Raw genomic sequence first — 21,964 nt, forward strand, 5'->3', positions numbered from 1 at the left:
TGGCAATCCAGCGGCACCGCCCCCTGGATGGCCACGACGCTCCGCGCCTCGCCATGACGAATAGAGGTCGAAAAGTCGATCTCAAAGGCCGCCGGCACCGCCACTATTCGTCAAACCGGGCCGATATCCGATAAGCCCCGAGAAGCGCCTGCCACCATTCTCCGTGGCGCTGCAGAAAGATCCCGTCGGGGAAGTGGTGCCGGGCGACATGCTCCTGGGGCACGCTGTCCCAGCCGCGATGCTCCACGGTCACGCGGGTCTGGTCGTCGACCGGCTCGAACCGGACCTCGACCTCGGTGGCCTGGCCGGGCGTGAAGCTGGCCAGCCGCCAGGAGAACACCAGGCGGCTGCCCGGCTCCCACGCCCAGATCCGGCCGATCTCGAAGACCCGTCCATCGGGATAGGTCTCGGTGAAGCGGCCGCCGAGCCGGGGCTCGAAGCCCAGCGTCCCGGCCGGGCCGGGACTGAACTCGAACAGCGGGTTCGGCTTCCACCACAGGGCGATGTCGCGGACGAAGGCGGTGAAGGCCCGCTCCGGCGTCGCCGCGACGCGCAGCGAGACGAGGATGCGCGAGGTCATTCCGGTCGCTCCAGATGCGCCTTGAACGCGGCGAGCTGATCGGCCCACAGCCGCTCGGTCTCGCCCAGCCAGGCTTTCAGATCGGCCATCGGTTCCGGCCTCAGGCTGTAGATCCGGACACGGGCATCGAACTCCGGATGCGCCTCCTCGACCAGCCCGCCGGCCTTCAGCGTGCGCAGGTGCCGGCTGAGCGCCGGCGGGTTGAGACCCAGTGCCTCCGCCAGTTCCCCCGCCCGCCGCGGCCGCTCGCGCAGCAGCTCGACCACCCGCCGGCGATGGGGATCGGCGAGGGCCGCCAAGGTCCGGTCAAGCACTGTCTGGTCGAGAGCGACGGCCGCCCTCACATCCAGCCTTCGATCTTCAGCCCCGACGCCTGCTCCGCCTCCTCCCGCGAGACCTGGCGGACAGCCTGGCCGAAGACCCAGACATGGCCTTCCGGGTCGGTCGCGCGATAGGTGCGGTCGCCATAGAACTGGTCGGACGGGCCCTGCAGGATCACCGCCCCGGCCGCCTTCGCCCGGGCGCAATGCTCGTCGATGTCATGCTGGACGTGGACGTGGATCGACTGGGTGTTCTTGCCGCCGACCGAGGCCGGGCTGGCGACGGTCTCCGTCCATTCGGACCCGACATAGATCAGGCCGTCGCCGACCCGCATCTCGGAATGGGCGAGGTTTCCGTCCTGGTCGGTGATCACCATGCTGCGCTCGAAGCCGAAGGCCTTCTCCAGCCATTCGAGGGCAGCCTTGGGGTCCCTGTAGAAGACGCTCGGCGCCAGCGCCGGGCGCGAGGCAGACTCAGCCATGGTTCATCTCCTTCACTCGATAGGAAATATTTAACGATGGAGAGAACTATCGAGTCAAGTGGCATCGGCTGCATCGCCGCCAGCCCGCGTTCCGGTCGGAATGCGAGCTAGCGGCCGACGACCTTGGGCGACACCGTCTCCACGATCTTCTCGGCATTACGTCGGGCGGTGTCCGCATCGTCGGCAACGGACCGAATCGTCAGGAGATCACCATCGCGCAGAATGATGGCGGTAGAGCCAATGATCGGTCCCATGGACCATTTGGTGATCCAGCCGACCGCGGGGGAAACGCTCAACCCGGTCAGGCTGCAGGCCGGGTCCTTGGCCCGGCATAGCCGTTCCAGATCGGCCATCGACGTCTGGCCCGAGCGCACGCGCTGCTCCGTGCCGTCGGTCTGGCGGTCGATCTTGATGTCGATCATCGGCCCGCCCTTGCAGCCGGCACAGAACAGCGTGACGCGCCCGGGCTCGGCCTTGTGGGTGAAGCCAGCCCCGAGCGCGGCGCTCGCGTCGTCAGCCACGGTCGAAAGGTCGTGAACGGCGAACCCCTCCGCATGGGCTTCCGTCGCGAGCAGGGCGGCGATGCTCATGACCAGGAAACGCATCGGCGGGCTCCGTTCCGATGAAGACCTTACTTGATCGCCTGCGCCTTCTCGGCGAAGCGCGGGTCCCAGGTCTTGGTCAGGTCGATCTGGGCGTCCTTCAGCTCCGGGCTGAAACGGTGCAGGATGTCGAGCGCGGTCTGCATCCCCTCCGCCTTGATCAGCCCGTCGCGCGAGTACATCGGCAGCGAGGCTTTCACCGCCGCGACATAGAGGTCGTGGTCGCCCAGCAGATATTCCTCCGGCACCACCGCGGCCACTTCCTCCGGCGACGCCGTGGCCAGCCAGCGCAGCGACTTCATGAAGGCGTTGACCAGTGCCTGCGCCGTCTCCGGATTCTCCTCGATGAAATCCTCCTTGGCGTAGAGCACGGCGGCCGGCACCGGGCTGCCGAACACCGCCTTCACCCCCTCCTCCGTCCGGGTGTCGACCAGGACGGAGGCAGCGCCGCTGGATTGCAGCTTCGAGATCACCGGGTCGAGATTGGCCATGGCGTCGATCTCGCCATGCTGCATCGCCGCCACCGCGCTGGGCCCGCCGCCGACCGAGACGAAGGATACGTCGTCCGGGGTCAGCCCCTCCTTGGCCAGGAGCGCGTTGACGAAGAAGTTGGTCGAGGAGCCGGGGGCGGTGACGCCGATCTTGCGGCCCTTGAGGTCGGCCACCGATTTGATCTCGCCGGCCAGCGACTGGCGCACCACCAGCACGATGCCAGGGAAGCGGCCGAGCTCGATCAGCGCCCGGATGTCCTGGCCCTTGGCCTGCATCAGGATGGTGTGCTCATAGGCGCCGGTGGTGACGTCGGTCGACCCGCCCATCATCGCCTGCAGGCTCTTGGCGCCGCCGGCGAAATCGCTGATCTCGACCTCCAGCCCCTCCTCCTGGAAGAAGCCCTTCTTCTCGGCGACGGTCAGCGGCAGGTAGTACAAGAGCGGCTTGCCGCCGACGCCGATGTTGACATGCGTCTTCTCTGGCGCCGCCATGGCCGGCGCCGCCAGCGCCATGCCGAGAACGAGGGTCAAGCCTCGCAGCAGGGTTCTCATCCGTTTCCTCCTGTCATCCTTGGGCCGAGGTCGCGGCCGCGTTGTCGGGCCGCCACACCAGGAGCCGTCGTTCGATCACCGAGACGAAAGCATCGATCGCCACCACGAAGGCCGCCAGCACCAGCATGCCGGAGAACACGCCGACCACGTCGAACACGCCCTCGGCCTGGGCGATGCGGTAGCCGAGCCCGGCGGTGGCGCCGAGATATTCGCCGACCACGGCGCCGACCAGGGCGAAGCCGACCGAGGTGTGCAGGCTGGAGAACACCCAGGACAGCGCCGACGGCATATAGACATGGCGCAGCAGCTGCCGGTCGTTCATCCCCAGCATGCGGGCATTGGCCAGCACGGTCGGGCTGACCTCGCGCACGCCCTGGTAGACGTTGAAGAAGACGATGAAGAACACCAGCGTGACGCCGAGCGCCACCTTCGACCAGATGCCGAGGCCGAACCAGAGGGCGAAGATCGGCGCCAGCACCACCCGGGGCAGCGCGTTGGCGGCCTTGATGTAGGGGTCGAACACCGCCGCCGCCATGGCCCGCCGGGCGAACCAGAAGCCGAGCGCGACGCCGCCGAGCGAGCCGATGGCGAAGGCCAGCACCGTCTCCAGCAGGGTGACGCCGAGATGGCGCCAGATCACGCCGGAGGCGAAGTCCTTCCAGGTCCGTTCGATCACGCCGAGCGGCGTGGCGAAGAAGAACGGGTCGAGGATCTTCGTCGCCGTCAGCACGTGCCAGGCCAGCAGGCAGATCACGGCGACCGCGATCTGCCAGAACAGGATGCGGGCGCGGTCAGACGGCATCGCCATAGGCCTTCATCACCTCGTCCTTCAGCGCCGCCCAGATCGCCCGGTGCAGCGCCACGAACTCCGGATCGTGCCGGGATTCGGCCAGCTCGCGCGGCCGGGCCAGCCCGACCCGGTGGTCGGCGATGATCCGCGCCTGCGGCCCGGCCGACAGCACCACCACCCGGTCGGCCAGGGCGATCGCCTCCTCCAGGTCGTGGGTGACGAACAGCACCGCCTTGCGCTCGGCCGACCACAGCGACAGCAGCAGGTCGCCCATCACGATCCGGGTCTGCGCGTCGAGCGGGCCGAAGGGCTCGTCCATCAGCAGCAGCTTCGGCTCCAGGATCAGCATCTGGGCCAGGGCGACGCGCTTCTTCTGGCCGCCGGACAGCTGGTGCGGGTAGCGGTCGCCCATCGTCGCCAGCCCGACCCGGGTCAGCCAGGCCTGAGCCCGGTCCCGCGCTTTCACGGCGGCCATACCGCGCACCAAAAGGCCGACGGCGACATTGTCGCGGGCGGTCTTCCACGGCATCAGGGAGTCGGCCTGGAACAGGTAGCCAGCATCGCGGTTCAGCCCCTGCAGCGCCCGGCCGAACACGGCGCAGCCGCCGGAGGCCGCCGGCACCAGCCCGGCGGCGACGTTCAGCAGGGTGGATTTGCCGCAGCCGGTCGGGCCGACGATGGCGGTGAACTCGCCATCCGCCACCACCAGGTCGGTCTCGCCCAGCGCGACATAGCGCCCGCCGCCCTTCAGCGGATAGGCAACGGAAATCCCGGAAAACGCGATGGCTGGCGGGGCCTCTCCGCCGCGCGCCGCCTCGGCGACTCTCTGCACTCCTGGCTTCCCCCAGATGATCGGCCTCTTCGGACTCGGGCGGCAGTCTGTCCCAGATCCGGCCCGGCTTTCCAGTCAAACGCGCTCGACAATCGCGATATGTCCGATCAATTTGGGACACCCGCCGCGAAGCCCGACACGGACCGACGATGAAAGCGATCCTCTGCGAGAAGCCCGAGACCCTGCGCCTGATCGACCGGCCGGAGCCGCAGCGCCGCCCGGGCGAGGTGCTGGTGCGGATCCGCCGGGTCGGCATCTGCGGCACCGACTATCACATCTACAAGGGCAACCAGCCTTACTTCGAGTATCCGCGGGTCATCGGCCATGAGCTCGGCGCCGAGGTGGTGGAGGCCGATGCCGGCAGCGCCTTCCGCCCGGGCCAGGTCGTCGCCATCCAGCCCTATCTGCATTGCGGCAGCTGCGGCGCCTGCCGCCGCGGCCGCACCAACTGCTGCAAGACCCTGTCGGTGCTGGGCGTGCATCGCGACGGGGGCCTGTGCGAATTCCTGTCGGTGCCGGAGCAGAACATCGTGCCGGCCGACGGGCTGAGCCTGGACCAGGCGGCGATGGTGGAGTTCCTGGCGATCGGCGCGCATGGCATCCGCCGCGGCGCGCCCGCGGCCGGCGACCGCGTGCTGGTGGTCGGCGCCGGGCCGATCGGCATCGCCGCGACCATCTTCGCCAAGCTGCGCGGCGCCCATGTCAGCGTGCTGGACCTCAATCCGGGCCGTCTCACCTTCAGCCGCGACGTGCTGCAGGCCGATGCGGTGTTCGAGGGCGGCGGCGACATCGACGACCGGCTGAAGCAGGCAACCGACGGCGACTTCTTCGACCTGGTGGTCGACGCCACCGGCAGCCCGGCGGCGATGCGCAAGGGCTTCTCCTATGTCGCCCATGCCGGCGCCTATGTGCTGCTGAGCATCGTCCTCGGCGAGATCGGCTTTTCCGATCCGGAATTCCACAAGCGCGAGACCACGCTGCTGGCCAGCCGCAACGCCACGCGCGAGGATTTCGAGCATGTGCTGGCGTCGATGCGGGCCGGGCATGTGCCGACCGCGGCGCTGGCCAGCCATCGCGGCGGCCTTGCCGAGGTGCCGGATCTGGTGCCGGGCTGGAGCCGCCCGGAGGCCGGAGTGATCAAGGCGCTGGTCGAGGTCTAGCCGAACCGCGCCATCGGCAGCCGGGCGGAAGCTGCGGCCGACGGGACCGAGACCACCATCCGCGCCCCCTCCATGGCGATGACACGCCCGAGCCCGCGGCGGATCTCCTCCGCCTCGCGGCCGGTCAGGGGCGTGACGGGCATGGGCCCGGTGAAGACCGCCGCCCGACGCTCGAGCGGCAGCTCGAGATAATTCAGCGCGGAAATGGCGCCTTCCGGAATGCCACGCCGCAGGAAGTCATACCCACGACGCAGAAAGTGAACCTCCCAGTGATCCAGCACGAGGTCGAGCTTCTGCAAATACCGCTCGGCCAACGACGCCGAGAAGAGATCATAATAACTGGATATTCCTTGACACATGCGACCGCCCTCGGCTGATCCGGCTCACCCCCGGCAGACGCCATCATTGGCGGCGACCGTGAATTGTTCGTGAACCCTGGTGCGGGCGGCTGCCTTCGGGAGCCATCCGCCCGCACTGGATGCCGAGGGGTGACGATCAGGCCGCCGTGGCGGTTGCAACGACCGGCCTGAGCTGCGCCACGCGCTTCTTGGCGCGACGCAGACGGAGCCGCACCGTACCGCCGTCGCCGCCATCGCTGCGCGACACCCGCAGCGCATACAAGTGGTCGGCCTGTGCCTGGAAAATCAGCGGCCCGTCGCCGGGCTTGTGCTGCAGCGTCGTGAGGATCCGCCGCCCGAGCGGCGGGGCCGGACGGCGCACCAGCACCGCCACGTCGATCGCGGCGCCGTTGCGGTCAACCGCGTCGACCTCGACCTCCACCGCCCCCCTGCCGAAATACTGCGGGCCGGTGACGTGATCAGTGCCGCTGCGACGTGGCTTCAGCTCCTGCCAGTCGGCCCACAGGCGCCGCGTCAGTATGTCGGCCTCCCGCCACAGCCGAGCCTTGGTCTCGCCGAATCCCCGCACCTCCGGACGGACCTTGGGTGCCGCGTCGTCCTTCCGCAGCACCGCCAGGTTGGCGACGTTGATCGTGCCGCGCCGCCAGGCGACCACCGCGTGAAGCTGCCCGTCGGCGGCGGCGCAGCCGAAATCCTCGAGCGACTCCAGGCCCGGCTTGTTGAAGTGGTGCTCCCGGATGGCGCAGTCGAACACCGGCTGGGACCGCAGCTTCGAGGCGTGCAGCAGATCGACGAAATGCTCCGGATGGAAGTAGTAGTTGTTGGGAATCCGGTGGCTTTCGCTACCGTAGGACACCACGGTGGTGAAGGCGTAGACGCCGCCGGGTTTCAGCACGCGGTGGACCTCGTCGAGGTGGCGGACGAAGTCCGCATCCTCGCCGATATGCTCGAAAGACCCGGTCGACCAGGCGAAGTCGAAGCTGTCGTCCGGGAACTCGATCTGCCGCATGTCCATGCGCATCGCCCGGATCCGCCCGTCGGGGACCGGCCAGGGCGCATGGGCCATCACCAGCTCTTGCGGATCGTCGGTTCGGACCCCGACCCAGCGGCTGTCGCTCTGGTACAGGTCGGTGACGTCGACATGGGCGACCTGGTCCGCGATGGCGAAGATCAGGCGTTCGGTGCCGGCGCCGAGCGCCAGCCCCCGCGCTCCGTCATGGAGCTTTCCGGCCCGGTGCAGGGCCAGGAAGATCATCGCGAATTCCCAGGTCCGGCGCGATACGCCCGGCACCACCTTCAGGTGGCGGCGCACCACATGATCCACGGCGGGATCGAACCAGTCATAGATATCGCTGACCTTCTGCAGATTGTCGATTCGGCAATCGGGAATACTATCGCTGGCAGTCATCTGTCCGCGCTCTCCCTCGCTTCTGGAATGACAGCGCTATTGAAGCGAATGAGGGAGATTTATGTTCCCGTCAGACTAACGACTCCCTATATCTGCAATACCTAAAGATCTTCCTGAACTTTATACTTATTGATCAAGACGCCGTCGGTTGATTCTTTTTCGGCGGGGTGGAACGGCCGGGTCCGCAGGTCGAGGCGCCGCTTCAGCCGCCGGATCTCCTCCTGCAGCCGGGCGTTCTCGCTGCGCAGCTGCCGCATCCGCGAATCCGCAGCGGCGAGCCGGTCGGTGAGCGGATCCATCCATTGCGAGCGGGCCGGCCGCGACACCCGGGCCGGCGCCAGCAGGTCCCACCAGCTCCAGCCGCTGCCGCGCACCAGCTTGTCCGCGCAAGGCAGCGGGCCGCACGGGACACCGGCGCGGCCCGTTCCGTTTCCGGGATGGCTGCAGGACCGCTTGCAGCGAACCGGGCCTGCCCGCACCATGGCGGCAGGAAACGCCGGACCGGACACGATGAGCGAGACGCGCCGCCGCCAGGAGACCGCGAAGACCCGTCCACGGGCGCCGGACTCTGATTCGGCCGATCCCCCGGTCGACCCCGAGCAGCAGCAGCAGATCCGGATCGCCTGGGCCTATTTCGTCGAGGGCCTGACCCAGGCCGAGATCGCCGAGCGGCTGGGGCTGACCCGCCTGCGGGTCAACCGGATCCTGCAGATCTGCCGCGAGGCGGGCCTGATCCAGATCCGCATCCAGTCCCCCCTCGCCTCCTGTGTGGCGCTGGAGCGGGCGCTGATCCGGCGCTACGGGCTGCGCGACGCGGTGGTGGTGCCGACGCCGCGCGACGAGGACAAGATCCGCGCCGCCATCGGCGTCGCCCTCGGCGGCTATGTCGAGAACGCCGTGCATGACGGCATGCTGGTCGGCATCGGCTGGGGCCTGACCTTGCGGCTCGGCCTGCAGTCGATCCGGCGGCGGCGGATGACCGATCTGTCCGTGGTCTCGTTGATCGGCAGCATGACCCGCGGCTCGGGCGAGAACACCTTCGAGATCGTCTCGCGCTTCGCCGACCTGCACGATGCCGAGCGCTTCTACCTCGCCGCCCCGGTCTATGCCGATGACGAGGCCCAGCGCGACAGCCTGCTGGCCCGCGGCGTGCTGCGCGAGATCTACGACAAGGCGAAATCGGCCGACATGGCGCTGATCAGCGTCGGCAACGTCTCCGACCAGAACCTGATGCTGGCTCTGGGCGTCGTCGACCGCGAGGCTGGGGCGCTGCGGGCGACCGGCGCCGTCGGCGACGTGCTGGGCAACTGGCTGGACGCCGAGGGCCGGCCGGTCGACCACCCGCTGAACCGGCGCATGGTGTCGCTGTCGCTCGACGACCTGGCCCGGATCCCGACCGTGGTGCTGGCCTCCGGCGGCAGCTACAAGTTCGAGATCATCCGCGCCGCGCTGCGCCGCCGCTGCGTCAACGTCCTGATCACCGATGAGAAGCTGGCGGAACGGCTTGCGGAAGACCGCGAAGGCTGAGATGACTCGGCTCCGCATCGGCGCCGACCGCGCCGACCCTCTCCGGATCGCGGGCTGACACCATGGATTTCCAAGGCAGGCACTTCCTCTCGACGCGCGAGCTGACCCTCGACTCGCTCGCTGCGGTGTTCCGCGTCGCCGACCTGCTGGCCCCCGTGGCCCAGGGCCGCGCCACCACGCGGGTGCTGGAGGGGGCGGTGCTGGGCAGCCTGTTCTTCGAGGCTTCGACCCGCACCCGGCTCAGCTTCGAGGCCGCCTTCCAGCGCCTCGGCGGCGCCGTGGTCAACACCACCGGCTTCACCTTCTCCTCGATCGCCAAGGGCGAGTCGATCTACGACACCGCCCGGGTGGTCGCCGGCTATGTCGACGCGGTGGTGATGCGCCACCCGGAGGAGCGGGCGATCCATGAATTCGCGGCCGCCACCCACATCCCGGTGATCAACGGCGGCAACGGCGCCGGCGAGCACCCGACCCAGGCGCTGCTCGACATCTACACCATCGAGAAGGAGTTCGCGCGCATCGGCCGGCCGGTCGACGGCGCCCGCATCGCCCTGGTCGGCGATCTGAAATACGGCCGCACCGTGCATTCGCTGATCCACATCCTGTCGCTCTACAAGGGCCTGACGCTGAGCCTGGTCTCGCCCGAGCCGCTGCGCATGCCGGCCGAGCTGGTCGAGCACGCCCGCAGCCACGGCCACACGGTCGAGGAGCATGACGAGGTGACGCGCGGCGTCGCCAAGGCCGACCTGATCTACGCCACAAGGGTGCAGAAGGAGCGCTTCGCCGAGGGCGAGATCTCGGCCGACTACGCGCCCGACTTCCAGATCAGCCTCGGCATCCTCAACGCCCATGGCGCGCCGCACACGGTGGTGATGCACCCGCTGCCGCGCGACAGCCGGCCGGGCGCCAACGACCTGGCGCAGGATCTGAACACCGATCCGCGCCTGGCGATCTTCCGCCAGACCGACAACGGCGTGCCGGTGCGCATGGCGCTGTTCGCCCTGACCCTCGGCGTCGCCGACGGCATCGAGAAGACCTTCCAGCCGGCGCGCTGGTGGCGGCCGGAGCGCATCGGCCCGGACGACGCCGAGTTCTACCGGCCGGGGAAGGTCGGAGCGTAAGGCTCTCCAAAACAATAGGAAGTCATCCCCGCGGAAGCGGGGATCTCGCGCAGATCTCCTGGACAGCGATTCCCGCTTTCGTGGGAATGACAACCGGAGGAGAATCGGAGTCCCGCTCCCAATCCAGCAACGCCCGTGCGCATCGCAGTCGTATCCCCGACAACCTACTCGCCGCGCTGAGGGAAATCTGTGCCCGAGAGGGGTTGTCGCTGGACGCCGCGATCCGCGAGGCAGTCGCCTCCTATCTCGCCGATCGGCGAAAGCCGGCGGACGACGCCTTTGGCTCGTGGCGGCGTGACGGCAATGCGAGCGATGGGCCGACCTATCAGCAGACGCTGCGCGACGAATGGTAAGCCCAGCTGTCAGCCCGCACGGCTGACAGCTGGACTCGCCCCTACTTCACCGCCCCCATGGTCAGGCCGCGGACCAGCTGGCGCGACACGATCAGGGCGAAGACGATGACCGGCAGCACGATCAGCGTGCCGGTGGCCATGATCTGGCCCCAGGGCAGGTCGTAGCCGCTCATGAAGCTGGTCGCCGCCACCGGCGCGGTGCGGCTGGCGCTGCGGGTCAGCACCAGGGCGTAGAGCAGCTCGTTCCACGAGAAGATGAAGGAGAAGATCGCCGAGACGGCGACGCCCGGCGCCGCCAGCGGCAGGGCGATGCGCCAGAACACGGTGAAGCGCGAGGCGCCGTCGATCCGCGCCGCATCGTCCAGGTCGCGCGGGATGCCGCGGAACTGGTCGGCGCAGATCCACACCACGATCGGCAGGTTGAAGGTCAGGTACAACAGGATCAGCACCAGATGGGTGTCGATCAGGTTCAGGTTGCGGGCCAAGAGGAAGATCGGCAGCGCCAGCACGATCGGGCTGACCATGCGGTTGGTGATGAACCAGAACCACAGGTCGGACTTGCCGCGGAACTCGAACCGCGCCAGGGCATAGGCCGCGGGCGTGCCGAGCAGGATCGCCAGCGCCGTGGTCGACACCGCGACGATGATCGAGTTCAGCAGGCTGGGGCCGACATCCTTCGGGCCCAGCACCATGCGGTAGTGGTCCAGCGTCGGCTCGAACAGCCAGACCGGCGGCGAGGCCAGCGCCACCGCCTGGTCCTTCAGGCTGGTCGTCACCATCCAGTAGAACGGGAAGACGCAGATGAGTGCGATCGCGATCAGCGCGATCGCATGCCAGGGCGAGACCCGCACGCGAGCCCTGGCCGGCCGCGTCTCCGCCCGCGCCGCTGCCGCCGAGGCGACCATCACTCCACCTCCTGATAGACCAGGCGGATATACATCCGCGACAGCACGATGGTGAGCACCAGCAGCAGGATCGCCTGGGCCGAGGCGACGCCCTGGTCGAAGACCCGGAAGCCGATTCGCTGGATGGTGATCGAGATCAGCTCGGTCGCCGCCCCCGGCCCGCCGCGGGTCATGGTGAAGATCATGTCGAACAGCTTCAGCGTGTCGGCCGTGCGCAGGATCAGGATCGCGGTGATGCCCGGCAGCAGGAACGGCAGTTGGACATGGCGCAGGATGTGGCGGAACCGCCGCGTCTCCAGCCGCGCCGCCTCCTCGATCTCCGGCGGCACCATGGTCAGGCCGGCCAGCAGCACCAGGGCGCAGAACGGCGTCCACTGCCAGATGTCCATCAGCGCGATCGAGACGAAGGCCCAGGTCGGGTCGCCGAGCCATTCGACCGGTCCGATCCCGACCAGGCCGAGGAACCAGTTCACCACGCCAAAGTCGCGGTTGAAGATCAGCCGGCCGATCAGCCCGACCACAGCATAGGTGGTGGCCATCGGGATCACCAGGCTGAGCCGGGCCAGGGTCTTCAGCAGCGGCAGCCCGGGCTTGTGCAGCAGCAGCGCGACGGCGAGGCCCAGCAGCAGCTCCGCCGGCAGCACGATGGCCAGGAACACCAGCGTGCGGCCCAGCGCGTCCCAGAAGGTCGGGTCGGTCAGCACCGCCAGGTAGTTGCCGAGGCCGACGAAGGGCGTCCCCTCGCGCGAGATCTTCGGCAGGATCACCTGGTGCAGCGAGTTCCACAGCGCGTAGAGCGTCGGGAAGATCCCGATCGCGAACAGGGCGATCACGGCCGGGGCGAGGAACCAGACCGGAGTCCAGCGGCTGTCGAGGCGGTGCGCCATAGGTCTACTCGAGATTGGTGTGCCGCGCCCGCATCGCCTCGGGCGCGACGCCGAGCCGGTCGCGCAGCCGGAGCACGACCAGCTCGAACAGCAGGAACTGCGCGCCCTCGTACAGGCTGCCCATCGGCAGCACCGAGGCGACGCTGGGGCCTGTATCGTTCGCCATGGTCTGGGCCGGCAGCACGAAGACGGTGTCGGCCAGCGCCGCGGCGCTGCCCTGCGGCTGGGCGGTGAACAGCAGCGTCCGCGCCCCGGCGTCACCGGCGATGCGCATCAGCCCGTCGATGGTGGCGAAGCCGCCCGGACCGGCACTGACCACCAGCAGGTCTCCCGGCCCGACCGGCGGCGCCGACATGTCGCCGACGACATGGGCGTTGAGGCCGAGATGATAGAGGCGCATGGCCAGCGCTCGCATCATCAGCCCCTCGCGGCCGACGCCATGGCAGACGATGCGGCGGGCGCCGGCCAGGGCGTCGAGCACCGGATCGATCGCGCCGGGAGCGAGCCGGCGGAAGACGCCGCGGATCTCGTCCAGCGCCCCGTCCGCCAGGGCGCCCAGGCTGTCGGGCATGGGATGGTCTCCGAAATCGCACAAAACGGATGGGCCGGTGCCCGCCCCCTCACGCTCCCACGGCTTCGCCGCGGGTCCCTCCCTCTTCCCGAGGAGAGGGGATCACCTCTCCTCGGGAAGAGGTCGAAATCGCCTCGGCGATTTCGGGTGAGGGGGTGGCTCCGGCCTCTCAGGCTGAGAGCTTACTGCAGCTTCTCCTTCTTGCCGTCATAGTAGCCGGCCTTCTGCAGCACCGCCTCCATGCGCTCGCCGATCTTCTGGGCGCCGGATTCCGTGGTCTCCTCGCCCAGCATGATCTTGGTGCCGAACTCGGCGACGATCTCGGAGATCGCCGGCCATTCCGGGAAGCGTGGCCGGAAGGACGGCACGCCGCCCTGCCAGGACGCCACCGTCGGCTCGACGAAGGCATACTTCGCCTTGATCGCCGGGTCGTCGTAGACCGCGGTGCGGCCGGAGACGCCGCCGGCCTCGACATAGGGCTTCGCCATCGCCTCGGAGGTCACCCACTGGATGAACAGCCAGGAGGCCTTCTGCTCCGCCTCGCTGGCCTGCGACGCGACGCCGAGCGAGAAGCCGCCCAGCGCCGGCTTCAGCCCGGCCTCGCCCTTCGGCTCGGTGGCGACGCCCAGGCAATCACCCAGCTTCGAGGTCGCCGGGTCGACCAGGGTCGAATAGAAGGACGACCATTCGGTGATCATCGCCACCTGGCCCTGGGCCAGCGCGTTCACCGCCTCGGCATGGTCGTAGTCGACGATGCCGGGCGGCATGATCTTCATCAGATCCTGCCGGAACTTCAGCCCCTTCTGCGACTCCGCGGAGGTGAGATTGGACTTGAAGTCGGCGTTCAGCAGCGACCCGCCGAAGGGCCACAGCACGCGCATGAAGCTGTCGGCCGACTGGGTCTCGCCGCGGCGCGACTGCAGGGCGTAGGCATACTTGCCGTTCTGGGTGAGCTTCGGTCCGTAAGTGTTGAGCAGCTCGTCCCAGGTCGCCGGCGGCTTGTCGAAGCCGGCGTCCTTGAGCATGCACTTGTTGTAGAACAGCAGGCCGGAATAGTTGTCGAAGGGCAGGCCGTACAGCTCCTTGTTCCAGGTGCCGAAGCTCTCCAGCAGGATCGGGAAGAAGCCCTTCAGGTTGAGGGCCGGGTCGGCCAGGGCCGGGTCCTCGGTGAAGGTCTTCAGCGGCACCAGCCAGCCGCTGTCGGCGTATTCGCCGATCCAGACGACGTCGGTCAGGACCACGTCGATCTCACCGCCGGCCGTGAAATCAAGGACTTCGCGCTCGCGGCTGTTCTCATAGGGCAGGATCTCGTATTCGACCTTGATCCCGGTCTCCTGCTCGAACTGCGGCAGCAGCTGGATCGCGGCGCGGTAGCCCGGCCGGTCGAGGAAGATCGCCTTGATCGTGGTGCCCTTGTAGGGCTCCGCCGCCTCCTTGAGGCTCCAGGCCATGGCCTGGCCGGCGGTCAGCAGCGCAGCGATCGCGGCGCCGGAAAACAATAGCTTCTTCATTGGGTTCGCCTCCCTTTCTGGAATCTCATGCTCGGCCGCTATCGCCTGCATGGCAAGATCTCGACCGTGCCGTCGATAAACATTTGTATCCCACCAGATACAATCGTCCAGCCCTCGTTCGGGTGTCAAGCCGGGGCACTATCGGCGTAGCACTCCGCGGCAGGCGCCGAGGCGGGACTGCCAGCCCTCGCGCTCCAGCTCCGGCACCGGCTCCTCCGATTCCGGAAAGCCGAGGCAGAGATAGCCGATCAGGTGCCAGTCCGCCGGCACGTCGAGCAGCGCCGCCACCGCCTGCGGCTCCAGGATCGAGACCCAGCCGAGCCCGATGCCTTCGATCCGGGCCGCCAGCCACAAGGTGTGGATGGCGGTGACGGCGGAATGGTCCAGCGTCTCCGGCATGGTCTGCCGCCCCAGCCCGTGCCCCTGCCCGGTCGACCGGTCGCAGAACACGGCGAGCTGCACCGGCGCCTCCTCCAGCCCGGCCAGCTTCAGCCGGCGGTAATGCGCCGCGCGTTCGCCCTCGTAACCGGAGGCCGCGGTGTCGTTGCAGCGGCCGAACACGGCCCGCACCGCCGCCCGCCGCACCTCGTCCTCGACCAGGACGAAGCGCCAGGGCTGGCTGTTGCCGACCGAGGGGGCGAGGCAGGCAAGGTCGAGCAGCCGGTCGAGCAGCCCCGGCGGCAGCGGGTCGCGGCGGAAGCGGCGGACGTCGCGGCGCCAGCGCAGCAACTCGGCGAAACGGTCGCGGAACTCGGGCGGGAAGTCGGGGCTGGCCATGGCGTCCTCCGGGCGGCGGCGCCCCAGCTATAGCCGTCCGGTCAGGGTCCGGGGAACAGCGAGTCGATGCGACCCGTCGCCCAATAGGCGAGCAGGCCGATCCATTCGTGCAGCGCGATGCTCAGCACCTCGAACTGCTCGAGCAGATCGGACCGGGGCAGGACCGCCGGGGGCAGGCCGCGATAATCGACGGGCCATGGCACCACCGTCCAGCCGGCCTTGGCGAACAGGCCCATCGACCGCGGCATGTGAAAGGCGCTGGTGACCACCACCCAATGCTGCCCGGCCTGCGGCTGCAGCATCTGCTTCAGCAGCAGCACGTTCTCGTCGGTGTTGCGGGCCTGCCCTTCCAGGATCATCCGCTGTTCCGGCAGCCCGGCCATCAGCATGGCGTCGCGGAAGATGTCCGATTGCGGCGGGATGCCGTTCCACGGATCGCCCAGCCCGCCGGAGAACACCACGGGCGCGTCCGGATAGCGCCGGGCCAGGTCGAGGGCCGCGAACAGCCGTTCGGCACCACCGTTCAGCATCGGCTCGCGCCGGGCGCCGGACAGCGCCGGCTGCTCGGGTCCGCCCAGGACGATGATCCCGTCCAGCGTCGCCGGCAGCCGGTCCGGCTTCTCGAAGCGGTTCTCCAGCGGCAGCATCAGCAGATCGCCGACCGGCAACACGCAGACGGCGGCGAAGGCCAGGGTCAGCGCGATCACCAGGCGCCGGGCCAGGCGCCGCGAGCGGAACAGGAATCCGGCCGTCACCAGCAGCAGCGCCAGCAGCACAAGGCCGAGCGGCTGGATGAAGAACCAGATCAGTTTCGACAGGAAGAAGAACACGGCCCACCCACACGGCGCCCCAACCGAGGAATGGCGGATTGCGGCCGAAGATGCAACCCACCGGCCATGCGCGGGTTGACGCGGAGGCGCCGCGTCCGCACATCGGCTAGGCTGTTGATCCCAAGGCCACCGGAGCCCGTCGCCCGTTCATGGAGCTGTTCCCCACCGACCTCCTCGATCGGGCCGGCGAGCTGTTCGATCGTCGCATCCGCCTCGGCGTCACCGGGTTGAGCCGCTCCGGCAAATCGGTGTTCATCGCCGCGTTGGTGCACGGGTTGACCGATCCGCGGCGCTTCGGGCTGCTCGACGCCGTGGCCGAGGACCGGCTGCGCGCTGCGGTGCTGCGGCCGCAGCCGCATCTCGAGCTGCCGCGCTTCGCCTATGAGGAGGCGGTGGCGCGGCTGACCGGCGCGGGCGGTCACCCGGACTGGCCGGCCGGCACCCGCAACGTCGCCGAGCTGCGCCTGTCGCTGCGCTTCGCGCCGAAAAGCGGGCTGCGCAGCCTGCTCGGCGACCAGGTGCTGCATCTCGACATCTTCGACTATCCGGGCGAATGGCTGATCGACCTGCCGCTGCTGGAGCGCGACTTCGCCGGCTGGGCCGAGGAGGCGATGGCCCTGGCCGCGACCGGGGTGCGGGCACCGCTGTCCCAGCCCTGGCGCGACGCCATCGCCAGGCTCGACCCCGCCGCGCCGGCGAAGGAGACCGACGCGATCGAGGCGGCGCGGCTCTACACCGATTATCTGCGCGGCTGCCGCACCCATGCGGTGCCCTTGAGCCGGCTGCAGCCCGGCCGCTTCCTGCTGCCGGGCGATCTGGAAGGATCCCCCGCCCTCACCTTCTGCCCGCTGCCGCGGCCGCGCGAAACGCCGCGCGGGTCGCTGTGGCGGCTGATGGAGGAGCGGTTCGAGGCCTACAAGGCCAAGGTGATCCGCCCCTTCTTCAACGACCATTTCAGCCGGCTGGACCGCCAGATCGTGCTGGTCGACCTGCTGGCCCATCTCGCCGCCGGGCCAGAGAGCCTGGAGGATCTGGGCCGGGCCATGGACGACATCCTGACCTGCTTCAAGACCGGCGGCATCAACTGGCTGTGGCCGTTCGAGAGCCGGATCCGCCGCGTGCTGTTCGCCGCCACCAAGGCCGACCACCTGCCGCGCGAGGGGCACGAGCCGCTGGTCGGGCTGATGGACGAGCTGCTGCAGCAGAGCGTGCGGCGCACCGCCTTCCAGGGCGCCACCGCCCGGTCGATGGCGATCGCTTCGCTGCGCGCCACCCGCGAGGTCGACGTCAAGCATGAGGGCGAGACCTTGCGCTGCGTCGCCGGGGTGATCGAGCCGGACGGCAAGCCGGTCGCGGCCTATCCCGGCGCGCTGCCACGCAGCCTGCGCCAGGCCCGCGGCGGCGGCCGCTTCGGCGCTCAGCGCTTCCTGCCGCCGGCCGATCTCGGCGCCGACGGCCAGCCCTGGCCGCATATCCGCCTGGACGGGGCGCTGCAGTTCCTGATCGGCGAGGACCTGTCATGAGCCGCCCGCCGCTGATCCTCGACCAACCGCCGGAGCCGGAGCGCGAAGGCGGCCGGGCGCCCGCCGTGTTCGCACTCGACCAGGCCGATTCGGTGCCGGTGGAGGATGCGCCGGTGCCGGCGGCGCCCGATGCCGTCGACCCCGGCCTGCGCCGCCGCCGCAGCCCTGGCAGCGTCGCCCTGCGCATCGCCTTCGGCGCCCTGGTCGGGCTGGTCGGGCTGGGCATCGGCCTGTGGGTCGAGCGGCTGGTCACCGACCTGCTGAGCCAGGGCGGGCCGCTGCAGGCCGCCACGCTGGCGCTGCTGGCCGTCGCCGGGGCCGGCATCCTGGTCTGGGCGGGGTGGGAGCTGCTGGCGCTGCGCCGGCTCGGCCGGGTCGAGGAGATCCGCAGCCAGGGCCGGGCGGCGGCGGGCGGCGATGCTGCCGCGGCCGACGCCGTGATCGCCCGCTTCCGCCGGCTGCACAGCGATGGCCCCGCGGCCGACGGCCTGGCCCGCCTGGAGCGCGAGCGCGACGAGCTGCGCGACCCGGCGGAGCTGATCGCGCTCTTGGAACTGCACGCCCAGCGGCCGATCGACGCCGCCTGCCGCGCCGCCATCGCCGCCACCGCGCGGCGCACGGCGCTGATCACCACCGTGACGCCCTTCGCCATCGTCGACATGGTGGCGTCGGGCGCCCTGAACCTGCGCATGATCCGGCGCATCGCCGAGATCCAGGGCTTCCGCCCCGGCCTGTTCGCGACCCTGGCGCTGATCCGGCGGGTGGCGACGACGCTGCTGATCGCCGGCGGCATCGAGGCCGCCAACGACTATCTCGGCGACTTCCTGGGCGCCGGCCTCTTGCGCGCCTTCGGCCGCCGCGCCGGCGAGGGCGCGATCAACGGCATCCTCAGCGTCCGCATCGGCGTCGCCGCGATGAAGGTGTGCCGCCCCCTGCCCTATCTGCGCGACACCCCACCGGGCACGATGAGCCTGGCCAAGGCGATCTTCGGGGCGGAGGCGGCGCCGAAGGGGAAGGATTAGGCCAGGCCTGCCTGGGCAAGCCCGGCCCGCGATCTCAGTTCTGCTTCATCCCTGCGACCAGGGTTGAAATGTTATACCGGAACATCTTCACGTAAGTCGAAGCCGGCCCGTCTTCGGTCGACAGGGACTCGGCGTAGAGCTCGCCGCCCATCTCGGCGCCGGAGGCCTTGGCCACCTGCTGCACCAGCCGCGGGTCGGTGGCGTTCTCGATGAACACCGCCTTGATGTGCTCTTGCTTGATCTGGTCGATCAGCTTGGCGATGTCGCCGGCCGAGGCCTCGCTCTCGGTCGAGAAGCCGACCGGGGCGTGGAACTCGATGCCGTAGGCGGCGCCGAGATAGCCGAAGGCATCATGGCTGGTGATGACCTTGCGCTTGCCCTCGGGAATGGTCGCCACCTCGCTCCGGGCCCAGGCGTCCAGCTCCTTCAGCTCGGTCACGTATTTGGCGCCATTGGCCTGATAGGCCGCGGCGTGGGCCGGATCCGCGGTTTCCAGCGCCTTGGCGATGTTGGCGGCATAGATCGCGCCGTTCGCGGCGCTGTTCCAGGCATGCGGATCGAGGCCCCCGTGATCGTGATCCTCACCCGCTTGGTCATCATGGGTTTCGTGAGCTTCATGAGTCTCATGGTCTTCGTCTTCGGCGCGCAGGGTCGCTATCCCCTGGCTCGCGACCACGATCTTGGCCTTGGTGCCGGAGGCCGTGACCAGCCGGTCCATCCAGCCTTCGAGCTCCAGCCCGTTGACGACGATGAGGTCGGCCTTCGTGACCGCCTGGGCGTCCTGCGGGGTCGGCTCGTAGACATGGGCGTCGCCATTGGGGCCGACCAGGCTGCGGACCTCGACATCGTCGCCGCCGACCTGCCGCACGATATCGGCGAGGACGGTGATGCTGGTCACGACCGACAGCTTGTCCGCCGCCGCGGCGGGCAGCGACAGGACGGCAAGGGACAGGCCGAGCAGGCCGGCGCGGAACGGTATCCTCATGCGAAGGCTCCGTGGGAGTTCAGTGCGCGAAATGCGCGGTGGGCAGGTATCGGGCCCGCAGGCTGTCATGCGTCCCGAGGATCAGCGACAGCAGGTAGAAGCCGCCGGCGGTCAGCACGATGCTGGGGCCGGAGGGCAGGCTGCCGTGATAGGAGACCAGGAGGCCGGAATAGCCGGACAGGAGAGCCAGCCCGGCCGCCCAGGCGAAGAGCGACCACAGCGACCGGCTCCAGAACTTCGCGGCCGCCGCCGGCAGCATCATCAGCCCGACCACCATCAGGGTGCCAAGCGCCTGGAAGCCGCCGACCAGGTTCAAGACCACCAGCATCAGGAAGGCGAAGTGCACCAGGGCGCCGACGCCGCCGACCATGCGGAGATAGCCGGGGTCGAAGCATTCGACCACCAGCGGCCGGTACAGCAGCGCCAGCGCGATCAGCGTCACCGTGGCGATGCCGGCCATCAGCAGCAGCGCCGCGTCGTCGACCGCCAGGATGGTGCCGAACAGCACATGCATCAGGTCGACATTGCTGCCGCGGGTCGAGACGATCAGCACGCCGGCGGCCAGCGCGATCAGGTAGAAGGCGGCGAAGGACGCGTCCTCGCGCAGCGCCGTGACCCGGGTGACCGCGCCGGCCAGCAGGGCGACGGCCAGGCCGGCGATCAGCCCGCCCAGCCCCATCGACCACAGCGACAGGCCCGAGACCAGGAAGCCGACCGCGGCGCCCGGCAGCACCGCATGCGACATGGCATCGCCGACCAGGCTCATCCGCCGCAGCACCAGCAGCACGCCGACCGGGCCGCAGCCCAGCGACAGCGCCAGGCAGGCCACCAGCGCCCGCTGCATGAAGGCGTAGTCGAGGAAGGGCGTGACCAGGAAGTCCCACATCGCCGTCACGCCGCGCTCCGCCGGCAGGGTTCGCCGCGATCGTGCCAGGCCTCGGCCATGGCGCGGGCGCGCAGCAGGTTCTCGGCGCACAGCACGTCGCCGGTCGGGCCCCAGCCGATCGGGTCGCGGGCCAGCAGCAGCGTGTCCGGGCAGACCTCGCGCACCTGGTCCAGGTCGTGCAGCACGGTGATGACGGTGCGGCCCTCGCCATGCCAGCGCCGGACCACGTCGACCAGGTCGCGCGTGGTCTTGGCGTCGAGCGCGGTGAACGGCTCGTCGAGCATGATCACCCGCCCGTCCTGCAGCAGCAGCCGGGCGAACAGCACGCGCTGGAACTGGCCGGCGGAGAGGCTGCCGATCGGCCGCGCCTCGAAGCCGCCGAGGCCGACCGCCTCCAGCGCCTCCTCCGCCCGGTGGCGCAGGTCCTTGGAGACGCCGCCGAAGATCCCGGTCCGGGCCCAGCCGCCGAGCAGCACGGTGTCGGCGACCGAGATCGGGAAGCTGCGGTCGATTTCCGCCAGCTGCGGCAGATAGGCGATGTCGCGCCGACGCAGCCCGCCGCGGTCGACATGGCCGGACAGCGGCGCCAGCAGCCCGGCGATGGTCTTCAGCAGGGTCGACTTGCCGGCGCCGTTCGGGCCGACGATGGCAGTCAGTGTCCCGGGCTCGAAGCTGCCATTGACATGATGCACCGCCGGGTGCCGCTCATAGCCGGCGGTCAGGTTGGCGAGGCGGATGCGGCCGACGCTCATGGCGTGGCTCCGAACCAGCCCATGGCCCAGGCCACGGCGACCCACAGCACCGCGATCAGCGCGAGGGCGACGAGCAACCGGGCCCCGACCGGCGCGGCCAGGGCCGATGGCCCGATCTCCCCGGCCCGGCGGGCGACATGGGCGGGGTGGTGATGCGACACGGTCATGAATCAGCCGATGGCGTGATAAGGTCAGGCACCATAGCGCCCGGCGGGCGCAGCACCATTGACGTTAATGTATAACATCTTTGCGCGATCGGAAAGCGCCGGCCGGTTGGACCAAGGGAGTAGGCTGGGTTCGCGGTCGCAACCCAACCTACGGCATCACTCCGCGGGCTTGCCCGGCAGGTCCTTGAGGCGATGGATCCAGGGTAGGGCCGAGCGGCACCACATCTGCCGCTTCGGCGCCAGCTGGCCGCGCTGGCGGATGCTGCCCCAGCGGATGCCCCAGGTCTCGGCATCGGCGCCCTCGCCGGTGACGAACAGCGGCGAGCCGCATTCCGGGCAGAAGGACTGCAGTCGCCGGCGGCCGCTGGCGCCGACCTTCACATAGACCTTCGGCTCATGCGCGGTCAGCCGGATGCGGTCGCGCGACGCGGTCACCGTGACCCGGAAGGGTGAGCCGGTCAGCGCCTGGCAATCGGTGCAGTGGCAGATCCCCACCCGCTCCGGGTCGATCTCCGCCTCATAGGCGACATGGCCGCAATGGCATCGACCGTCGATCTTCATCATGGCGCGC

Annotated in this window: 27 protein-coding genes; 6 read left to right on the top strand and 21 right to left on the bottom strand. The window is 69.4% G+C overall.

What is annotated here, in order from left to right; all coding sequences use genetic code 11:
* Positions 1-103: 103 nt before the first annotated feature.
* The 7 genes from AAHM41_RS22785 to AAHM41_RS22815 form a co-directional block, all read right to left on the bottom strand.
* Positions 104-580: an SRPBCC family protein gene (locus tag AAHM41_RS22785; RefSeq protein ID WP_342238877.1), complete on the bottom strand. Its 477-nt coding sequence runs from the start codon at positions 578-580 to the stop codon at positions 104-106.
* Entirely contained in the window at positions 577-924 is a 348-nt protein-coding gene (locus AAHM41_RS22790) for an ArsR/SmtB family transcription factor (protein WP_342238878.1), read from the bottom strand. The genes AAHM41_RS22785 and AAHM41_RS22790 overlap by 4 nt, the downstream gene beginning before the upstream one ends.
* On the bottom strand, positions 921-1,382 hold the full coding sequence (locus AAHM41_RS22795; protein WP_342238879.1) for a VOC family protein: 462 nt from the start codon (positions 1,380-1,382) through the stop codon (positions 921-923). The genes AAHM41_RS22790 and AAHM41_RS22795 overlap by 4 nt, the downstream gene beginning before the upstream one ends.
* Before the next feature lie 107 nt (positions 1,383-1,489).
* Positions 1,490-1,987 (bottom strand): hypothetical protein, encoded by a 498-nt coding sequence (locus AAHM41_RS22800; protein ID WP_342238880.1) that lies wholly within the window; start codon positions 1,985-1,987, stop codon positions 1,490-1,492.
* Positions 1,988-2,013: 26 nt separating this feature from the next.
* Positions 2,014-3,027: an ABC transporter substrate-binding protein gene (locus AAHM41_RS22805; RefSeq protein ID WP_342238881.1), complete on the bottom strand. Its 1,014-nt coding sequence runs from the start codon at positions 3,025-3,027 to the stop codon at positions 2,014-2,016.
* Positions 3,028-3,040: 13 nt separating this feature from the next.
* Positions 3,041-3,835 (bottom strand): ABC transporter permease, encoded by a 795-nt coding sequence (locus AAHM41_RS22810; protein ID WP_342238882.1) that lies wholly within the window; start codon positions 3,833-3,835, stop codon positions 3,041-3,043.
* Positions 3,819-4,649, bottom strand: a complete 831-nt coding sequence (locus AAHM41_RS22815; protein ID WP_342238883.1) for an ABC transporter ATP-binding protein — start codon at positions 4,647-4,649, stop codon at positions 3,819-3,821. The genes AAHM41_RS22810 and AAHM41_RS22815 overlap by 17 nt, the downstream gene beginning before the upstream one ends.
* Before the next feature lie 149 nt (positions 4,650-4,798).
* On the opposite strand from AAHM41_RS22815, the gene AAHM41_RS22820 reads away from it, so the two are divergent.
* The gene (locus tag AAHM41_RS22820) at positions 4,799-5,809 is read left to right on the top strand and encodes a zinc-binding alcohol dehydrogenase family protein (RefSeq protein WP_342238884.1); all 1,011 of its coding nucleotides are present in this window, start codon (positions 4,799-4,801) and stop codon (positions 5,807-5,809) included.
* On the opposite strand, the gene AAHM41_RS22825 is transcribed toward AAHM41_RS22820, so the two are convergent.
* The 3 genes from AAHM41_RS22825 to AAHM41_RS22835 all read right to left on the bottom strand — a co-directional run bounded on the left by AAHM41_RS22825 (position 5,806) and on the right by AAHM41_RS22835 (position 7,950).
* Positions 5,806-6,108 (bottom strand): hypothetical protein, encoded by a 303-nt coding sequence (locus AAHM41_RS22825; protein ID WP_342238885.1) that lies wholly within the window; start codon positions 6,106-6,108, stop codon positions 5,806-5,808. The genes AAHM41_RS22820 and AAHM41_RS22825 overlap by 4 nt on opposite strands.
* Positions 6,109-6,304: 196 nt before the next feature.
* Entirely contained in the window at positions 6,305-7,576 is a 1,272-nt protein-coding gene (locus AAHM41_RS22830) for a methyltransferase domain-containing protein (RefSeq protein ID WP_342238886.1), read from the bottom strand.
* A gap of 101 nt (positions 7,577-7,677) precedes the next feature.
* Positions 7,678-7,950 carry a hypothetical protein gene (locus AAHM41_RS22835; protein WP_342238887.1) on the bottom strand — a complete coding sequence of 91 codons (273 nt, stop codon included), beginning with the start codon at positions 7,948-7,950 and terminating at the stop codon, positions 7,678-7,680.
* Between the two features lie 136 nt (positions 7,951-8,086).
* Here AAHM41_RS22835 and AAHM41_RS22840 point away from each other — a divergent pair, with 136 nt between their 5' ends.
* From AAHM41_RS22840 to AAHM41_RS22850, 3 genes are all read left to right on the top strand, one after another.
* Complete coding sequence (locus tag AAHM41_RS22840) at positions 8,087-9,103, top strand: sugar-binding transcriptional regulator (RefSeq protein WP_342238888.1); 1,017 nt, start codon at positions 8,087-8,089, stop codon at positions 9,101-9,103.
* 62 nt (positions 9,104-9,165) lie between these two features.
* A complete protein-coding gene (gene pyrB, locus AAHM41_RS22845; RefSeq protein WP_342238889.1) occupies positions 9,166-10,224 on the top strand; it encodes an aspartate carbamoyltransferase in 1,059 nt (352 codons plus the stop codon).
* An 86-nt stretch (positions 10,225-10,310) separates the two neighbouring features.
* Positions 10,311-10,577, top strand: coding sequence for a ribbon-helix-helix domain-containing protein (locus tag AAHM41_RS22850; RefSeq protein WP_342238910.1), 267 nt, complete (start codon positions 10,311-10,313; stop codon positions 10,575-10,577).
* Positions 10,578-10,618: 41 nt separating this feature from the next.
* Here the strand turns inward: AAHM41_RS22850 and AAHM41_RS22855 are convergent, their stop codons facing one another.
* The 6 genes from AAHM41_RS22855 to AAHM41_RS22880 all read right to left on the bottom strand — a co-directional run bounded on the left by AAHM41_RS22855 (position 10,619) and on the right by AAHM41_RS22880 (position 16,058).
* Positions 10,619-11,482 carry a carbohydrate ABC transporter permease gene (locus tag AAHM41_RS22855; RefSeq protein ID WP_342238890.1) on the bottom strand — a complete coding sequence of 288 codons (864 nt, stop codon included), beginning with the start codon at positions 11,480-11,482 and terminating at the stop codon, positions 10,619-10,621.
* The gene (locus AAHM41_RS22860) at positions 11,482-12,369 is read right to left on the bottom strand and encodes a carbohydrate ABC transporter permease (RefSeq protein ID WP_342238891.1); all 888 of its coding nucleotides are present in this window, start codon (positions 12,367-12,369) and stop codon (positions 11,482-11,484) included. The genes AAHM41_RS22855 and AAHM41_RS22860 overlap by 1 nt, the downstream gene beginning before the upstream one ends.
* 4 nt (positions 12,370-12,373) lie before the next feature.
* On the bottom strand, positions 12,374-12,940 hold the full coding sequence (locus tag AAHM41_RS22865; RefSeq protein ID WP_342238892.1) for an SIS domain-containing protein: 567 nt from the start codon (positions 12,938-12,940) through the stop codon (positions 12,374-12,376).
* 182 nt (positions 12,941-13,122) lie between these two features.
* On the bottom strand, positions 13,123-14,451 hold the full coding sequence (locus AAHM41_RS22870; protein ID WP_342238893.1) for an ABC transporter substrate-binding protein: 1,329 nt from the start codon (positions 14,449-14,451) through the stop codon (positions 13,123-13,125).
* A 138-nt stretch (positions 14,452-14,589) separates the two neighbouring features.
* Entirely contained in the window at positions 14,590-15,228 is a 639-nt protein-coding gene (bluB, locus tag AAHM41_RS22875) for a 5,6-dimethylbenzimidazole synthase (protein WP_342238894.1), read from the bottom strand.
* A gap of 41 nt (positions 15,229-15,269) precedes the next feature.
* Positions 15,270-16,058: a YdcF family protein gene (locus AAHM41_RS22880; protein ID WP_342238895.1), complete on the bottom strand. Its 789-nt coding sequence runs from the start codon at positions 16,056-16,058 to the stop codon at positions 15,270-15,272.
* Positions 16,059-16,207: 149 nt separating this feature from the next.
* Between AAHM41_RS22880 and AAHM41_RS22885 the strand changes: the two genes are divergently transcribed.
* Complete coding sequence (locus tag AAHM41_RS22885; protein WP_342238896.1) at positions 16,208-17,581, top strand: YcjX family protein; 1,374 nt, start codon at positions 16,208-16,210, stop codon at positions 17,579-17,581.
* Positions 17,578-18,603, top strand: a complete 1,026-nt coding sequence (locus tag AAHM41_RS22890) for a TIGR01620 family protein (protein ID WP_342238897.1) — start codon at positions 17,578-17,580, stop codon at positions 18,601-18,603. The genes AAHM41_RS22885 and AAHM41_RS22890 overlap by 4 nt, the downstream gene beginning before the upstream one ends.
* Positions 18,604-18,637: 34 nt before the next feature.
* Here the strand turns inward: AAHM41_RS22890 and AAHM41_RS22895 are convergent, their stop codons facing one another.
* From AAHM41_RS22895 to AAHM41_RS22915, 5 genes are all read right to left on the bottom strand, one after another.
* Positions 18,638-19,588: a metal ABC transporter substrate-binding protein gene (locus AAHM41_RS22895; RefSeq protein ID WP_342238898.1), complete on the bottom strand. Its 951-nt coding sequence runs from the start codon at positions 19,586-19,588 to the stop codon at positions 18,638-18,640.
* A 19-nt stretch (positions 19,589-19,607) separates the two neighbouring features.
* The gene (locus tag AAHM41_RS22900; RefSeq protein ID WP_342238911.1) at positions 19,608-20,474 is read right to left on the bottom strand and encodes a metal ABC transporter permease; all 867 of its coding nucleotides are present in this window, start codon (positions 20,472-20,474) and stop codon (positions 19,608-19,610) included.
* Between the two features lie 5 nt (positions 20,475-20,479).
* Entirely contained in the window at positions 20,480-21,226 is a 747-nt protein-coding gene (locus AAHM41_RS22905; RefSeq protein WP_342238899.1) for a metal ABC transporter ATP-binding protein, read from the bottom strand.
* On the bottom strand, positions 21,223-21,393 hold the full coding sequence (locus AAHM41_RS22910; RefSeq protein WP_342238900.1) for a hypothetical protein: 171 nt from the start codon (positions 21,391-21,393) through the stop codon (positions 21,223-21,225). The genes AAHM41_RS22905 and AAHM41_RS22910 overlap by 4 nt, the downstream gene beginning before the upstream one ends.
* A 156-nt stretch (positions 21,394-21,549) precedes the next feature.
* The gene (locus AAHM41_RS22915) at positions 21,550-21,957 is read right to left on the bottom strand and encodes a GFA family protein (protein ID WP_342238901.1); all 408 of its coding nucleotides are present in this window, start codon (positions 21,955-21,957) and stop codon (positions 21,550-21,552) included.
* Positions 21,958-21,964 lie beyond the last annotated feature (7 nt).

Source organism: Inquilinus sp. OTU3971 (assembly GCF_038440215.1).

What these genes read in the sequence shown, in the direction of transcription:
- AAHM41_RS22785 (WP_342238877.1), bottom strand. Translation starts at nt 580, where the DNA reads ATGACCTCGCGCATCCTCGTCTCGCTGCGCGTCGCGGCGACGCCGGAG.
- AAHM41_RS22795 (WP_342238879.1), bottom strand. Translation starts at nt 1,382, where the DNA reads ATGGCTGAGTCTGCCTCGCGCCCGGCGCTGGCGCCGAGCGTCTTCTAC.
- AAHM41_RS22800 (WP_342238880.1), bottom strand. Translation starts at nt 1,987, where the DNA reads ATGCGTTTCCTGGTCATGAGCATCGCCGCCCTGCTCGCGACGGAAGCC.
- AAHM41_RS22805 (WP_342238881.1), bottom strand. Translation starts at nt 3,027, where the DNA reads ATGAGAACCCTGCTGCGAGGCTTGACCCTCGTTCTCGGCATGGCGCTG.
- AAHM41_RS22810 (WP_342238882.1), bottom strand. Translation starts at nt 3,835, where the DNA reads ATGGCGATGCCGTCTGACCGCGCCCGCATCCTGTTCTGGCAGATCGCG.
- AAHM41_RS22820 (WP_342238884.1), top strand. Translation starts at nt 4,799, where the DNA reads ATGAAAGCGATCCTCTGCGAGAAGCCCGAGACCCTGCGCCTGATCGAC.
- AAHM41_RS22830 (WP_342238886.1), bottom strand. Translation starts at nt 7,576, where the DNA reads ATGACTGCCAGCGATAGTATTCCCGATTGCCGAATCGACAATCTGCAG.
- AAHM41_RS22840 (WP_342238888.1), top strand. Translation starts at nt 8,087, where the DNA reads ATGAGCGAGACGCGCCGCCGCCAGGAGACCGCGAAGACCCGTCCACGG.
- pyrB (WP_342238889.1), top strand. Translation starts at nt 9,166, where the DNA reads ATGGATTTCCAAGGCAGGCACTTCCTCTCGACGCGCGAGCTGACCCTC.
- AAHM41_RS22850 (WP_342238910.1), top strand. Translation starts at nt 10,311, where the DNA reads ATGACAACCGGAGGAGAATCGGAGTCCCGCTCCCAATCCAGCAACGCC.
- AAHM41_RS22855 (WP_342238890.1), bottom strand. Translation starts at nt 11,482, where the DNA reads ATGGTCGCCTCGGCGGCAGCGGCGCGGGCGGAGACGCGGCCGGCCAGG.
- AAHM41_RS22860 (WP_342238891.1), bottom strand. Translation starts at nt 12,369, where the DNA reads ATGGCGCACCGCCTCGACAGCCGCTGGACTCCGGTCTGGTTCCTCGCC.
- AAHM41_RS22865 (WP_342238892.1), bottom strand. Translation starts at nt 12,940, where the DNA reads ATGCCCGACAGCCTGGGCGCCCTGGCGGACGGGGCGCTGGACGAGATC.
- AAHM41_RS22870 (WP_342238893.1), bottom strand. Translation starts at nt 14,451, where the DNA reads ATGAAGAAGCTATTGTTTTCCGGCGCCGCGATCGCTGCGCTGCTGACC.
- bluB (WP_342238894.1), bottom strand. Translation starts at nt 15,228, where the DNA reads ATGGCCAGCCCCGACTTCCCGCCCGAGTTCCGCGACCGTTTCGCCGAG.
- AAHM41_RS22885 (WP_342238896.1), top strand. Translation starts at nt 16,208, where the DNA reads ATGGAGCTGTTCCCCACCGACCTCCTCGATCGGGCCGGCGAGCTGTTC.
- AAHM41_RS22890 (WP_342238897.1), top strand. Translation starts at nt 17,578, where the DNA reads ATGAGCCGCCCGCCGCTGATCCTCGACCAACCGCCGGAGCCGGAGCGC.
- AAHM41_RS22895 (WP_342238898.1), bottom strand. Translation starts at nt 19,588, where the DNA reads ATGAGGATACCGTTCCGCGCCGGCCTGCTCGGCCTGTCCCTTGCCGTC.
- AAHM41_RS22900 (WP_342238911.1), bottom strand. Translation starts at nt 20,474, where the DNA reads ATGTGGGACTTCCTGGTCACGCCCTTCCTCGACTACGCCTTCATGCAG.
- AAHM41_RS22905 (WP_342238899.1), bottom strand. Translation starts at nt 21,226, where the DNA reads ATGAGCGTCGGCCGCATCCGCCTCGCCAACCTGACCGCCGGCTATGAG.
- AAHM41_RS22910 (WP_342238900.1), bottom strand. Translation starts at nt 21,393, where the DNA reads ATGACCGTGTCGCATCACCACCCCGCCCATGTCGCCCGCCGGGCCGGG.
- AAHM41_RS22915 (WP_342238901.1), bottom strand. Translation starts at nt 21,957, where the DNA reads ATGATGAAGATCGACGGTCGATGCCATTGCGGCCATGTCGCCTATGAG.